13 protein-coding genes are annotated in these 14,727 nt (G+C 64.5%); 9 read left to right on the forward strand and 4 right to left on the reverse strand.

What is annotated here, in order from left to right; all coding sequences use genetic code 11:
• Positions 1–11: 11 nt before the first annotated feature.
• Positions 12–1,088, reverse strand: coding sequence for a UDP-3-O-(3-hydroxymyristoyl)glucosamine N-acyltransferase (gene lpxD, locus P12x_RS05540; protein WP_435009900.1), 1,077 nt, complete (start codon positions 1,086–1,088; stop codon positions 12–14).
• A 406-nt stretch (positions 1,089–1,494) separates the two neighbouring features.
• Here lpxD and P12x_RS05545 point away from each other — a divergent pair, with 406 nt between their 5' ends.
• From P12x_RS05545 to P12x_RS05585, 9 genes are all read left to right on the forward strand, one after another.
• A complete protein-coding gene (locus P12x_RS05545) occupies positions 1,495–1,782 on the forward strand; it encodes a hypothetical protein (protein WP_435009901.1) in 288 nt (95 codons plus the stop codon).
• Positions 1,783–2,255: 473 nt separating this feature from the next.
• Complete coding sequence (locus P12x_RS05550; RefSeq protein ID WP_435009902.1) at positions 2,256–2,768, forward strand: chemotaxis protein CheW; 513 nt, start codon at positions 2,256–2,258, stop codon at positions 2,766–2,768.
• A 119-nt stretch (positions 2,769–2,887) separates the two neighbouring features.
• Entirely contained in the window at positions 2,888–5,329 is a 2,442-nt protein-coding gene (locus tag P12x_RS05555) for a methyl-accepting chemotaxis protein (protein WP_435009903.1), read from the forward strand.
• 112 nt (positions 5,330–5,441) lie between these two features.
• A complete protein-coding gene (locus P12x_RS05560) occupies positions 5,442–6,275 on the forward strand; it encodes a CheR family methyltransferase (RefSeq protein WP_435009904.1) in 834 nt (277 codons plus the stop codon).
• A 28-nt stretch (positions 6,276–6,303) separates the two neighbouring features.
• Positions 6,304–8,745: a chemotaxis protein CheA gene (locus P12x_RS05565; RefSeq protein ID WP_435009905.1), complete on the forward strand. Its 2,442-nt coding sequence runs from the start codon at positions 6,304–6,306 to the stop codon at positions 8,743–8,745.
• Between the two features lie 35 nt (positions 8,746–8,780).
• Positions 8,781–9,419 carry a chemotaxis protein CheC gene (locus P12x_RS05570; protein WP_435009906.1) on the forward strand — a complete coding sequence of 213 codons (639 nt, stop codon included), beginning with the start codon at positions 8,781–8,783 and terminating at the stop codon, positions 9,417–9,419.
• A gap of 92 nt (positions 9,420–9,511) precedes the next feature.
• Positions 9,512–10,012 (forward strand): chemotaxis protein CheD, encoded by a 501-nt coding sequence (locus P12x_RS05575; protein WP_435009907.1) that lies wholly within the window; start codon positions 9,512–9,514, stop codon positions 10,010–10,012.
• A gap of 76 nt (positions 10,013–10,088) precedes the next feature.
• Positions 10,089–10,496, forward strand: coding sequence for a response regulator (locus tag P12x_RS05580; protein ID WP_435009908.1), 408 nt, complete (start codon positions 10,089–10,091; stop codon positions 10,494–10,496).
• Positions 10,483–11,628 carry a protein-glutamate methylesterase/protein-glutamine glutaminase gene (locus P12x_RS05585; RefSeq protein ID WP_435009909.1) on the forward strand — a complete coding sequence of 382 codons (1,146 nt, stop codon included), beginning with the start codon at positions 10,483–10,485 and terminating at the stop codon, positions 11,626–11,628. Before P12x_RS05580 ends, P12x_RS05585 begins: the two co-directional genes overlap by 14 nt.
• 31 nt (positions 11,629–11,659) lie before the next feature.
• Here the strand turns inward: P12x_RS05585 and P12x_RS05590 are convergent, their stop codons facing one another.
• From P12x_RS05590 to P12x_RS05600, 3 genes are read right to left on the reverse strand one after another with little or no spacing between them, the layout of a single operon-like run.
• On the reverse strand, positions 11,660–12,796 hold the full coding sequence (locus tag P12x_RS05590; protein WP_435009910.1) for a D-TA family PLP-dependent enzyme: 1,137 nt from the start codon (positions 12,794–12,796) through the stop codon (positions 11,660–11,662).
• Entirely contained in the window at positions 12,793–14,301 is a 1,509-nt protein-coding gene (locus P12x_RS05595) for a M81 family metallopeptidase (RefSeq protein WP_435009911.1), read from the reverse strand. The genes P12x_RS05590 and P12x_RS05595 overlap by 4 nt, the downstream gene beginning before the upstream one ends.
• 17 nt (positions 14,302–14,318) lie before the next feature.
• Positions 14,319–14,693: a RidA family protein gene (locus tag P12x_RS05600; protein ID WP_435009912.1), complete on the reverse strand. Its 375-nt coding sequence runs from the start codon at positions 14,691–14,693 to the stop codon at positions 14,319–14,321.
• Positions 14,694–14,727 lie beyond the last annotated feature (34 nt).

Consider the following 14,727-nt stretch of genomic DNA (forward strand, 5'->3'; position numbering starts at 1 on the left):
GCGTCCTTTGATCAAAAACCCGTAGGGTCGTCGTCCGTCCTCGACATGGGTGGCGAGACGGCGGTCAGGATGGCGACCTGTGCGGCCAGCTCGCGGAGGTGCTTGTGCATCTCGGGGAGCCGGGCGATCATCTGGAAGATTCGCCTTTGTTCGCGGAGGGGGATGGCGGGCGATCCCAGGACGTTCTGACCGTCCGGGATGTTCCGGTGGACCCCCGCCTGGGCGCCCACCATGGCCTTGTCGCCGATCTCGGTGTGATCTTTGATACCGGCCTGACCGGCCATCACCACATAATCTCCGGTCTTGCAGCTTCCGGCGATCCCCACCTGGCCGCAGAGTAGGTTGTGGCGTCCGATCTGGTTGTTGTGGCCGATCATGACCAGATTGTCGATCTTGGTCCCTTCGCCGATGCGGGTCGTCTCGAAAGTCGCTCGGTCGATGGTGCAGTTCGAGCCGATCTCGACGTCGTCACCCACCTCGACCTTTCCGGAGTGCGGGACCTTGACGTGCTTTCCGTCGACCAGGTGATATTTGAAGCCGTCGCCCCCGAGGACGGTACCGGCGTGGACCTCGACCCGATCGCCCAGGATCACGTCTGCGTACAGGACGGCATTGGGGTGGATGATGCAGCCCCGGCCGAGTTTGCAGCGATCGCCGATCACGACGCCGGGGTGCAGGGTGGTCCCTTCGCCGACCTCGACGTCATCGCCGATCGAGACGAAGGCGTGCACGGCGACATCCTGCCCCAGGACGGCCGAATCGGAGACGGCGGCCATCTTGTGGACGCCCACCCATCGGGGCTTGCCCGCGCCGACCAGGTGAGTCCGGACCGTGAGGAATGCTGTGATCGGGTCGTCGACCTCGATGACCGGCATCTCGGGCTTGCCGAGCGACTTGAAATGAGGCCCTACGATCGCGGCCGAGGCCGGTGACGCCTTCAAGAGCTTCGCATAACGCTCGCTCTCGATGAACGTGATGTCGCCAGGGCCAGCCTCGCCCACCGGGCGGGCCGAGTTGATCGGGACGCTTCCGTCCCCGTCCAGCCGGCCCCGGATGAGGGCTGCGAGTTGTTCCACCGTGGCAGCCACTAGCGACTTCCCTTCTTCCTTGAAAGGAGCTGACGGGGGCCGGTTGACTCGGAAGTGTCTCGAAAGTCCTTGCCGATACCGACCGGGCGATGTCAGGATGGCGGATCCTAATCCAGGAGGCAAAACCAGGCAACCCGAACTCGAGAGTTTGGCCTTCGCCAGGCTTCATATCCTATTATCGGTCGGAAGGTCGACCGATCGTCAGTCGAAGGATGCGCGGCGATCTCGACGGTACTTCGGACTTCAAAACGAGATCCGACCGCCCTGGCGCGACGAGCGAGTTCGGCGAACTCTCCTTTTCGAGGCTAAAAACTCGATTGATGCTCGACCACGGACGCTCGATCTTCGTGCGTAATCGGGCATGGGGTCGAATTTCAGGGCGAGTTTTCAAAGTCCGGGGGAGACAATGCAGAGACACACCGATCGGGTGAGCAAGGCCATCCTGGCATTCGTGGAGAATCCCGTCACCAACCTGGTCAAAGGGTTGGCCCTGTTGCTGATCGGGCTGTCCGACGTATCCCAGACATTCCGCGAGGACATCGCGCACGGGCGACTCCGCGTGGGACACGGCATCATCATTATCGGCTTCTTCGGCGTCCTGGGGGCCATCCCTCACATCATTGAAGGGTTGGAGGCAGGCGCACAGTACATCGATTATCGGGAAGCGAAGAAGCAGGAACGGAAATTGGAGTGAACGAATCTCGCGAATAGCCGACGAACTCACGTCGACTCCGAAACGGGCTGATGCCTCCCACTTTAGCCCTCACCGACGATCGCTCGCCCAATGGGATCCGAACTCGGAGGCCTCACGTCGGAAGCACGTCGTTTCAATCGTCAAAATGCATTTCTCTCGCGTATGCGATAAATTCCCCGAGGAGTTCGCTCCTCCTGCAATTATTCATGATTCTCCGCGCAGGATGTCTGGTATCTTTTGGATGTCGCTTGTTTGCGAAATCAAAATCTCAAAGCAAGCTGGAGAAGGATCGGTGATCGATCCGTCGGGGGCGGTTTTTCCCTAGACGTGCGTTTGTTTCACGTCTTTCCGGAAGGGTTGATTTTCATCGAATTACGTCCTTTTCCGGCCGGAAGTACTTGCCCGGGGGATCGCTGCCGAATTCCCGTCCCGTCAACGATCGGTTCGAATTCTCACATCTTGAGTCAATCGCCATGAGCCGAGGCATCCCGGCCGAAATCGCCGCGAATAAGGAGTCGAGCCCCTCGTCGGCTCGAACGTCGGCCACTTTTCAGTTCGTGGGGTTCCGACTCGGCGGCGAGGACTACGCGATCGCCATCACGAAGATCCAGGAGATCATCGTGATGAAGCCGATCACGCGCATTCCTCAGGTCCCGGGCTTCATCGAAGGGTTGATCAATCTTCGAGGTTCGGTGATCCCGGTCGTGAATCTCCGGACGCTTTTCGGCCTGCCGCGTCGGGAACTCGACGACGAGACCCGGACGATCATCGTCAACGTCGGCGATCGGACCATCGGCTATATCGTCGATGAGGTCACCCAGGTCATGCGGATCGCGGGCGATCAGATCCAGACGGCACCGGTCTCGATCACGGCCGTGTCCAAGCAGCACATCGCCGGGCTGGCCCAGCTCGAGGATCGCCTGCTCGTGATCCTCGAAATCGAGCGACTCCTCAAGCCGGAAGACCTGGAAATTGTCCCGATCTGAGCCGTTTCCGATCGCTGAGCGATCATCGAGCGAGCGGGGGCCACGCCCGACCTCTCGCGAGTCTTCTCCGCCTGACATCCAAGAATGAGACTGCACCGATCGAGGGGGGTGACGCCGCGATGAAATTCGGTAAAAAACGCAAGGCAACGTCGAGCTTCCTGGACGGGCCGATCTCCGGTTCGGTCGCGTCGGTCGATCCCGGCGTCTCGCGTCTCGACCCGCCTCGGGGTCGGGGCGACCTGAACGGCCACGCCGACTCCTCGGACGCTCGGGCCATGATCGACACCGTGAATGCGGTGATCCAGGCCGATTCCATCGATGCGATCGTCAAGACGACTCTGGAGACGATCCGTCACGCGTTCGGGTGGGCCTATGCCTCGTACTGGAAAGTTGACCCGACACTGAACTCGCTGGTCTTCTCGCTGGAATCGGGCAGCGTCGGCGTCGAATTCGAGCGGCTCACCCGAGCCTCGAGATTCAAGGAAGGGGAGGGGCTCAATGGGCGGACCTGGCGTCAGCGAGACCTGGTCTTCGCCGAGAATCTCGGCGATTTGACCGATTGCTCGCGGGCTCCGATCGCCCTCCGCGAGGGGATTCGATCGGGCGTCTGCCTGCCCTTCATCTGCGACGACCGGGTGATCGGCACCATGGACTTCTTCGCCAGGTCCAGCGTCGAGATGTCGGACGCACGACTCGAAGTCCTGCGGACCCTCGCCCGGGTCTCCTCCGACAAGATCGCGCAGCTAGCCCGCCAGGGAGAGCTCTATCGGATCATGCGGATGATCGAGAATGCTCCGCTGAACATGATGTACTGCGACCTGGATCTCAAAATCCAGTATCTGAATCCGGCCTCGGTCCGGACCCTGAAAAGGCTCGAGTCCTACCTCCCGATCAAGGCCGACGAGATGCTCGGCAAGTCGATCGACATCTTCCACAAGGCGCCCGAGCACCAGCGGAGGCTCCTGGCCGATCCGAAGAACCTCCCCCACGAGGCCGTCATCCGACTCGGCCCGGAGTCTCTCAATCTGCTCGTCTCGGCGATCCTCGACAAGAAGGGTAACTATGTCGGACCGATGCTCACCTGGGAAGTCGTCACGGACCAACTCCGGGCGAAGGAGCGAGAGGCCGAGACCGCGGCCGATACCGCCGCGCTGAATCTCTTGCTGGTCGCACTGGGCGAGGCAACTACCAGTTCCGAGGTGGGCGCCGCGGCACTCTCGACGATCCGCGAGTCTTTCGGCTGGCCCTATGCTTCTTACTTCGAGGTTAACCCGAAGGATCATGCCCTGAAGTTCGCCCTCGACTCGGGGACGGCCTCGGAGGAGTTCCGCCGAGCCACCCGCGAGGGCAAGTTCCGCGAAGGGGAAGGGCTCAACGGTCAGGCCTGGCGGGCTCGCGACATGGTCGTTGCCCCGGACCTGAGCGAGGTCCGAGGCTGCTCGCGAGCCGGGGCGGGGGCCAGGAGCGGGCTGGTCTCCGGCGTCTCGATCCCGATCATGCTTCGGGGATCGGTCGTCGGCACGCTCGACTTCTTCGGGAGCCAGAAGATTCGACCCTCGGAGAATCGGATCGACACCCTGAAGAATGCCGGTCGATTGGTGAGCACCGCCCTGGAACGCGCCGATCAACAGGCCCAAATCGACTCTTCGAAGAGGGAGCTGGAGGCGAAAATCTCCGCCTTGATGAAGGTGACGGAAATCGCCGCCGCCGGCGATCTGACGGTCGAAGTCCCCTCCCTCGGGGATGACGACATGGGGCGACTCGGCGAGGCCCTCGCCCGGATGATCGCCAGCCTCAAGAATATCATCGGCCAGGTGATCGAGTCGGCGAGCCAGTTCGCCGAGGGTTCGCGCGTCGTCGCCGAGAGCGCGAGCTATCTCAGCGAGTCGTCCCAGAACCAGGCGGCCACCGTCGAGGAGATGTCGGCCTCGATCGAGCATCTGAGCAAGGCCATCCTCGAGATCAACCAGAACTCCTCCTCGGCCCGAGAGCTGGCCGAAGGGACGTCGCTCCTGGCCAAGCAGGGCGGCGAGTCGGTCGACCAGGCGATCGAGGCGATGGTCCTCATCAAGAAGTCGAGCGAACAGGTCAGCGACATCATCCAGGTCATCAGCGAGATCGCCAGTCAGACCAACCTGCTGGCCCTGAACGCGGCGATCGAGGCCGCTCGCGCCGGGGAACATGGCCTGGGCTTCGCGGTCGTCGCCGACGAGGTCCGCAAGCTCGCCGAGCGATCGAGGAACGCGGCCAAGGAGATCACCGCCCTGATCAAGGAGTCGACCCGCCGGGTGGCCGACGGAGCCCAGCTCTCCGAGAAGGCCGGGCAGTCCCTCGCCAAGATCGTCCACGGGGTCGATGAGACGGCAGCGAGCATCGCCAAGATCGCCAGGGCGACCCAGGAACAATCCGATTCGGCCTCGGAGGTCAGCAAGGCGATCCAGGACGTTTCCAGCATCACCGAGACCTCGGCCTCGAGCTCCGAGGAACTTTCGGCCAGCGCCGAGGAACTCGGCGCGCAGGCCTCCGCGCTCAAGAACGTCATCTCCGGGTTCGAGGTTTGATCTCGAACCGATTCCAGGAAGGGCGGCCCGCGGCCGCGACGATCGAGCCGCGATTCCGCCCTGACTTCGACCTATCCCCGGACCTGGCCCGTCCCCGAGGAGCCTCTGAACGATGCATGGCGGCGATCTCAGCGAGGAGGTGTTCGCGAAGTTTCGCGCCCTCATCTACAAGGCCGCCGGGATCCAGATCCCCGAGACGAAGAAGGTCATGGTTTCGAATCGACTGCGGAGGCGCCTCCGGGCGACGGGGATCGCGGGCTTTCCCGAATACTACACGTTCCTGACCTCCATCGCCGGCGTCGCCGAGATGCCGCTGTTCCTCAACGAGATCACGACCAACGAGACCTATTTTTATCGAGATGTGCATCATTTTGACTGGTTGAGCGAGTCCTTCTTCCCGGGGATTGCCGAACAGGCGCGCCTCAGGAAGCGTCCAAGGACCTTGAGGATCTGGTCGGCGGCTTCCAGCACCGGCGAGGAACTCTACTCGATCGCCATGCGTTTCCTGCCGTTCCGATCGCAGTTCGCCGGGTGGAAACTCACGTTCCTCGGCACCGACCTCTCGGGGGCCGCGCTCGAGGCCGCACGGATCGGCACCTACGATGAGCGGGCCGTCCGACTCGTGGGCCAGGCCGATCGATCCCGGTATTTCGACTTCGATCCGAAGGCACAACGTTGGACCGTGAAGGACGAGGTCAAATCGCTCGCGACCTGGCGATCGCATAACCTGCTCCGCCCGCTTAACGAGGAGCCGTTCGACTGTGTCTTCATCAAAAATGTGCTGATTTATTTCGATGTGATGTCGAAGCAGGCCGTGACGAAGCACCTGATCAACTCGGTGGCCAAGGGCGGATATCTGGTCGTCGGGCCCACGGAAGGGATTTACAACATGCTCGAACCGCTCGAGAAGCGGCAGGCGTGGCTCTACCAGCGAGCCAACTCCTGACCCCAGTTTCGCGGAGGATTCCCCATCGATGGCCGGGTTCGACCTGAGCGAGTTGCTCCCGTACTATCTGGACGAGACCGACGAGCAGATCGAGGCGCTCAACGAGGCGCTCTTGAAGCTCGAACGGGACCCCGCCGACGATGCGGTGCTCCGCGAGGCGTTCCGGATGGTCCATTCGATCAAAGGTTCGTCGACTGTGATGGGGTTCGATCAGGTCAAGCGCCTGACCCACCACCTGGAGACCTATTTCGACCAGCTCAGGGCGGGCCAGCGGACGCTCGACCGGCCCACTCTCGATCTGAGCTTCCGTTGCCTGGACGGACTCCGCGATTATCACCTCCAGCTCCGGAGCGGAAACCAGGATGCCGTCGACCTCTCCGGCCTGACCCGGGACGTCCTCGCCTCGCTCGAGAATCGAGAAGTGGCCGCCCCTCCTCCCGAGGGAATCCCGGCACTCGACACTCCGACGGCCCCCCCGGTGGTGGAGGAACCCGAATGCTTGCGGGTGACGGTGCATTTCTCGGCCGGACTGGCCTGGGCCGACATGAAGGCCAAGCTCGTCCTCAATCGCCTCTCCGGCCGCTCCCGGGTGTTGGCGACCGAACCTTCGGCCGAGTCAATCGATGGGATCGAGCAACTCTCCGAATTCACCACCTGGCTGATCCCCGAGTGTGACCTGGAAACCCTCCGATCGTTGGCCGATGTCGAGGGCGTCACGCGGATCGTCATCGAGCCCGAAAACCCGCCCAAGTCGACTCCCTCCGCTCGATCTGCCGAGCTGGTCTCCCCGAGCCCTTCCCCCGAGGCGGAGCCCTCTCCCGTCTTCGAGCCCGAGCCGGCCCCCGTGGTTGTGCCCGAGCCGGCCCCCGTGGTTGTACCCGAGCCGGCCCTCGTGTTTGTGCCCGAGCCGGCCCCCGTGGTTGCGCCCGAGCCGGCTCCCGTGGTTGCGCCCGAACCTCCCGCTGTCGTCCAGCCCGAGCCGACGGTCCTTCCCGGACCGGGGATGAAGCCGACGACGAAGAAGGTCGGGGAGACGCTCCGGGTCGACGTCGACCGGCTCGACCAGTTGATGAATCTGGCTGGCGAGCTTGTCATCAATCGATCGAGGTTTTACGAGATCGCCAGCGGACTCGAAGGGCTGTTCCGCGATTCAAGCGCCTCGTTCCTGACGGCCGACACCCAGGACCGCCTGGAAAGCTTGACCCGGGATCTCGAAGCTTTCGCCGAACAGCCGAGCCGGGCCGGGGTCGACGGCGGTACGGGGACCTCCGGGGGGGCTCTGGATCGCTGGATCGCGCAGTTCCGACGGCTCCGAGAGAATTTCAAGGTCATCCAGGATGAACTGGACGCGATGCGTCGAGGTCGCGATCAGATCAACGCCCTTTCCGAGGCGATCCACCAGTTGGCCCGGGTCACCGACGGGATCCAGAAGGGGGTGCTCGACACCCGGATGGTCCCGATCGGGCCGCTGTTCGAACGATTCCAGCGAGTGATCCGCGACCTTCGGGTCCTCTCCAACAAGGAAGTCACCCTGCATATTGAAGGCGAGAAGACCGAACTCGACAAAAGGATGATCGACGAGCTGGCCGACCCCCTGATCCACATGGTCCGGAACTCGGTCGATCACGGCTTGGAGATGCCCGACGAGCGAGAGAAGGCCGGCAAGCCACGATCGGGGACCGTGACGCTCCACGCCTCCCACCGGGGGAACAGCGTGGTCATCATCGTCGGCGATGATGGACGGGGGATCGATTCCGAACGGGTCCGCGAGAAGGTCGTCGCCAAGGGGTTGCTCTCGGCGGAGGAGGCCCGCCGCCTGACCGATCGGCAGCTCGTCGGCTATATCTGGCACCCTGGCCTGAGCACGGCCGAGGCGATCACCGATATCTCCGGTCGAGGCGTCGGGATGGATATCGTCAAGAGCCGGATCGAGAACCTGAACGGGACCGTGGATGTCCGGTCCGAGAAGGGGCGCGGGACGACCTTCACGATCCGGCTGCCGCTGACCCTGGCGATCATGCCCTGCCTCCTCGTGCAGATTTTCGAGGAAGTTTACGCGATCCCGCTCGACCACATCGACGAGATCGTCGAGGTCGAGACCCGGAGCGTCAATCGCGTGCAGGGCAAGCGGATGATCGAGATCCGAGACAGGCTCGTCTCGCTGGTCGCGCTCGACGACCTCCTCGTCTGGGGGGGCGATCGGCACCCGGTGGCCCGGAACAAGTCGGGCATCGAGGCCGACAAGCGAACGGTCGTCGTGGCCCACAATGGCGAGACCACGGTCGGGCTGCTGGTCGATCACCTGATCGGCATGCAAGAGATCGTCCTGAAGCCGCTCGAGAAGAACTTCCGACCCGTCCCGGCCCTCTCGGGCGCGAGCATCCTGGGCGACGGTCGGGTTTCCCTGATCCTCGACATCGACGCCCTGATCGCGATGGTCGTGCGGGAGGCCTCGCGACAGGTGGGCTGAGATTGACGCTGCCCGGACCTTCGAGGAGTAGTACCTTGGACTGGACCCTTTCCGACGACCAGAAGCGACTCCTGGGGGCGATCTTCGGCCGAGGCGCGGCCGACGCCTCCGAGGCCCTCTCGCGCTGGCTAGGCCGGCCGGTCGAGGTGATCGCGGGCGAGGTCGATCAAGTGGACCTGAGCGAGGCCTGCGAATTACTCGGGCCGAGCGAGACTCTCGTCGCCGCCTGCCCGATGGAGCTATCGGGCGTACTGACCGGGCAGCTCATCCTGGTGTTCGAAGACCGCTCCGGGCTGGCGACCGTGGATCTCCTGCTGAACCAACCGGTCGGAACGACCCAGGATTGGGGCGAACTTGAACAGTCGGCGGCTCGTGAGACCGCCAATATCGTCGGCTGTGCCTACCTGAATTCGCTCGCTGCCCATCTCCCGCCGATCCGATCGGACTCGGGGAACACGACCGCCGGGCTCTTGCCGGGTCCGCCGGGCTTCCGCCACGAGTTCGCCGCCAGTCTCCTCCAATTTGCCTTGATGGACCAGGCGATGCAAAGCGATCAGCTCCTGGTGATCCGCAGTACCTTCACCACGGAGGAGACCCGGCTCGACTGGTCGCTTTTGTTCGTCCCGAGCGGCGTATCCCTCGAAACGCTCCGGAACTCGCTCGGGGTCGTATGATGGCATGGGATCTCGACAATCGGGGTGGATCTTGTCGGTCGGTTGGTCGAATCTCTCGGCGGATATTCCCGTTCAAGCAGGGGCCAGGAATCGTGATTAACACCGACAAGCCCGGACCGCCCGGCGAGTTGATCTCGGTCCTGATGGGACGCTGGGCGGTGGCGTCGGCACCGGTCGGGATCCGGACCTTGCTCGGTTCCTGCGCGGGGGTGGTCCTCTACGATCGCCTGGCCAGGCTCGGAGGTGTGGCTCATATCGTCCTGCCGGACTCGCGGGGAGTGACCGACCACCCCGGGAAATACGCCGATACCGCCATCCCGGCCCTGATCGCGGACATGGAACGCGTGGCCGGCCGCAGGCTTCGAACCCGGATCACGGCCAAGCTATTCGGTGGGGCGAGTATGTTCCAGGGGGGGGCCTCGATCGACATCGGTCGATCCAATCAACTCGCGGTGGAGCAGATCTTGTCGGGGCTGGGAGTGGCGGTGATCGCCCGGGACATGGGAGGCGAGACCGGCCGCCGATTGACCTTCTCGACCGTGACCGGGATGGTCGCCGTGAAGATTCCCGGCGGCGCCGACTACGAGATTTAACCGGATGGGACCCGACCCGCGACCCGTCGACCTGATCGACGCGGTTCGGACGAAACGATCCGAGGGGAGAGCTGAAATGGGTCGCCTTCTGGTGGTGGACGACGCGATGATCATGAGGAAGCTGATCAGGGACGTGGCGATCGAGGCCGGCTGGGAGGTCGCGGGGGAGGCTCGCAACGGCGCCGAGGCGGTCGATCTCTACGAGAAGCTCCGGCCCGATCTCGTCACGATGGACCTCGTGATGCCCGTCATGGGGGGGAACGAGGCGCTCCGGAGGATCCGGGCCGCCGATCCTGATGCCCGGGTCGTCGTGGTGACCGCCCTCGACCAGAAGCAGACCCTGACCGAATCAATCCGCGACGGTGCCCTGGATTTCATCGTCAAGCCTTTCGACCGTGAGCGTATCATCGGATTCCTCAAGAAGGTCCGGGCCAGCCTGCCGGACCACAGCTCAGATTCCGAGGCGCCTGGTGACAACCAGTGATCGATCGAGCGAAAGAGTCCGGGTCCTGATCGTCGACGACTCGGCCTTGATGCGCAAATTGCTGGGCGACGTCCTCAAGACCGCGCCCGAAATCGAGGTCGTCGGGACCGCGCGCGACGGGGCCGAGGCCATCGAGAAGACGGCGCAGCTCCGGCCCGACGTGGTCACGCTCGACGTCGAGATGCCGGGGATGTCCGGGCTCGAGGCCCTGCCCTTGATCCAGGCCGCCCACGACGCCTCCGTGATCATGGTCAGTGCCTTCACCCAGGAAGGGGCCGATATCACGCTAGCTGCCCTCGAACGAGGCGCGATCGACTTCTTCCCCAAGCCGGAACGCCAGCAGCTCGCCCATGTTCGCGAGAGCCGCGACGTCCTCGTCGCCAAGATCCTCTCCGCTGCCCATCACCTGCCGACGCGGAAGCGCCGGGAGCCGATCCAGGGGACCAGCACCGAATCCTCGATCCCTCGATTCCGCTCCCGGCCGAGTCCCCCCTCTTCCGCCCCCTCCCGGTCAGGGGAGCACGACCTACGCGCCGAGGTCGAGATTCCCCAGGCTCGACGGCCCCAATGCATCGTGATCGGGATTTCCACGGGAGGACCGCAGGCGCTCGGGCAGTACCTGGCCCAGGTGACGGCCCCAACCCCGCCGATCCTGATCGTTCAGCATATGCCGGCGCAATTCACCGCCGTCTTCGCCCAGCGGCTGGACCGCGCCTGCTCACTATCCGTGAAGGAAGCCGAGGAAGGGGATCGCCTGATGCCGAACCGCGTCCTGATCGCCCCCGGTGGACGCCATATGGCCGTGACCGGACGCCCCCCCCTGGTCCGGATTGCCCTGAGCGACGGCGCCGCCGTGAGCAGCCATAAACCTTCGGTCGACGTCCTCTTCCATTCCGCAGCGAGGGTCTATCAAGGGGACGTCGCCGGGATCATCATGACCGGTATGGGCCGTGACGGCGTGATTGGCTGCAAGGCGATCCTGGAGGTCGGGGGGATGACCTTCGGCCAGGATGAAGCCTCGTCCGCCGTCTATGGGATGAACAAGGCTGCGTTCCTCGAAGGTGGGGTTTCCTTTCAGTTCTCCCTCGATCAATTCCCCGCATTGATCAAGAAACTCAGCCCTTCGTCCTGAAGCTCCACCGATCGCGGGCCATCGAAGCTCCTCAGAAGGTCAGGAACCGGTCACGGCTGGCGATGTCCCAGGCCCCGACAATCCGACCACCCTCCACCACGAAAGCCTGCTTGTGCAACGCGACGGTGGGGCAGACGTGTCCGGGAATGGCATACAGGACATCGCCAGGGGCAAATCGATCCGCTTCGGGTGTCCTGACCAGCAGGTGTTCCTCGCTTTGTTGAATCATCTCGGCCTGGGGCAGTCCGACCAGGGAAAGGCGTCGATCGAGGGCCAGGTCGCCCGAGACGGCCTTGTGGCCGAGGTCGATCGTGAGCAGGTCCGGGCCAGTCCGGCTGATGACCCGAGTGATCAGGGCCGCGGCGGGGGTGAACCCCCCGAGGTCCGCGAACTGGGTTGCGAAGGTATGGTCGCTCAGGACGAACGTCCCGGGCGAGCACTCCAGGCTCGGGATGTTCAGGCTCGCGTAGGCAGGAAAGGTCGGCGTGCCCCCGCAGACCAGGCGAGGGACCGGCAAGCCCATCGACTCCAGATCGGCGCGGAGGGCAAGGACCGGCCCCATCAACTCGGCGACGGCCGCCTTGCGGTCGCCCAACTCACTCTGGAAGTTGTGCCCGTCGTAAGCCTGGAGGCCACCGGGGACCACCCCCGGCAGGTCTTCGATCATCCGATAGAGATCGATGGCCCCCGGTCCCGGCACGATCCCGGTTCGTCGCATCCCGACGTTCAGATCGACCAGGACATCGACCTCGGTTCCGGCTTTCGCCATCGCCCCGGAGATCCCCCTCAAGGTCGAGGGGTGGTCGGCCAGGACCCGGAAACGGGTGCCCGGGAAATGCGCGACGAGCCGGGCAAGCCTCCCGAGATTGGGGCCGACCATCGGATAGGCAATCAGGATATCGGGGACCTCCGACCGGGCCAGCATTTCGGCCTCGGCGATCGTGGCACATTTATGCTTGGTGATGCCCAATCCAAGTCCCGCTTCGACAATCTCGCGGGTCTTGTGCGTCTTCACATGGGGACGGAGCCGCGAGGGGTCTCCGCCGACGATCCGAATCGCCTCGGCAAGGTTCTGGTCGATCAGGCCCTTGTAGAACAGGAGCGACGGGCTGAACACCTCGCCGGGATCGGCCAGGGCGTAGCGGTGGCTGGAGGCGGTTTCGTTCATCGTCGGGGCTCGGCCTGGGGCGTGGAGGGATGCCATCTGGTCTCCGGTTCGAACGGGTCCATCGGGCTTCGACGATGGTGGTACTCGAAGCGTCGGAGGTCGGCGGAGGTCACTCCCGGGGTGTCGACCCGGATGAGGTCCCGGCAGATCGGGGCATAGGCCGCGACGGGAGCGTGGACTCCCTTGGCGACCAGGACCCGGAACCGACTCGGATCGAGGCCGGTGCTGATGATCTGGTTGAGGCTCATCGGCGCGACCCGTCGGCTATTGATCAGGATCGTCAGGCCGCCGTCGTCCTCGACCACCGCCGAAGGCCCCTGGTCGTACTTCGAGATCCCGCCGTGGCGGGCCTCCGACTCGGTGAACTTGCCGTCGTGGAGGCTCCGGACGGTGAACTCACCTTCCAGTGGCGGGCCGTGGAGTTCTCCCGACTTCCCTCCGACGCTCAGTTGGAGCCGGGCTCCCGGCCCGGCCTGGGTGGCCGCCTGGACCGAGTTCGGATCGTGGAGGCAGACGAAGCTCGGACCGAGTCCTCGAGCCCGGAGCGCGTGGGCGATCGTGGTCCCGTCGCCTGGCGATCCCCCCCCGACATTATCGCCCATGTCGAGCAGGCAGACCGGCCCGGCCCGATTCGAAGCCCAATCGACCGCCGCCTCGACTCCGACGAGGTGGCCCCGGAACTCGGCCCGTCGCTCCCACCAGGTCCCGGCCAGCTTGGCCGCGACTCGCCCGGCTCCCACCGGGTCGGCGTCGGTCACGGCCAGGACGGCGGGCCCCATCTGGGGAACGTCGGCGTAGGGGAATCCCAGGACCAGGCTGATTGAGAGGACTCCCGGCTCCGATCGGGCCAACTCGGCGGCCTCGTAGAGCGATCGACAAGGCTCCTCGGCCGTCGCCTGGGCCTCGATGTTCACGGCCATCGGCGGGAACTCGGCCGCCATGGTGGGGCGGACTTCACCCCGGAGCGTCCGCGCCATCAGATCGGCCGCCTCCAGGCCCCGGGCTCGCTGGTCGAGGTGGGGGTTGGTCCGATAGGCGACCAGGGCGTCGCAGGCCTCGACGAGTGCTCGTGAGACGTTCGCATGGAGGTCGAGCGTGCCGATGATAGGCGTGTCGGGACCGACCCGGCGGCGAAGCTGCCCGATCCAGTGCCCATCGAGGTCCGGGACGCCCTCGGCCACGTTCGCCCCATGAGGGGCGACGAGCAGCCCGTCGAGCGGCCCGGCCCGGTCGAAGTGGAACATCATCCGGTTCAGGAGCGCATCGTAGGTTGCGCGGGTCATCGGCCCGAAGGGCCAAGCCCGAGCCGCGAAGATTGGGACGGCCTCCAGGCCCGCCGCGTCCAGTCCCCGGAAGAATCCATCGACCTCGTGGTGCGCACCGGCGAAGCGTTCGCGGACCTCTTCCCCCTCGACCAGGACTTCTCGCTCGAAGTCCTCCAGGGTCGTCGGCCGGTCGAGAAAGGTATTCGACTCCTGGAGCAAGGCGACGATCCCGACACGCATCGGCAGAAACCTCCCTGTCATCGGGCGTCGCGAGCGACCACGTCGATCTCGAACTTGACCACCCCGCCCAGGCAACCCGACAAGGTCGTCCGGGCCGGATACGGCTCGTGGAAGTATTCTCGATAAATCTGGTTGTATTCGGGGATGAATGCCGGCGAGTCTAAGTAAGCCCGGACCTGGACCACGTCGGCCAGCGTCAGCCCGGCCGCGTCCAGGATCCCCTTCAGGTTTTCCATCGCCCGACGCATCTCGCCGGCGAACGAGTCGGCGACGATCTTACCATCCGCGTCGGTCGAAGCCTGCCCCGAGACGAAGACGAAACCACCCGAGCGGATACCCGGGCTGAAAGGCAGGAGTCTCGCCGGGACGACCTTGCCTTGGATCGATTCCATCGGTGGACTCGCTCGTTTTATCAATCAGGGACAT

This window comes from Tundrisphaera lichenicola (assembly GCF_051175385.1).
Taxonomy (GTDB): domain Bacteria; phylum Planctomycetota; class Planctomycetia; order Isosphaerales; family Isosphaeraceae; genus Tundrisphaera; species Tundrisphaera lichenicola.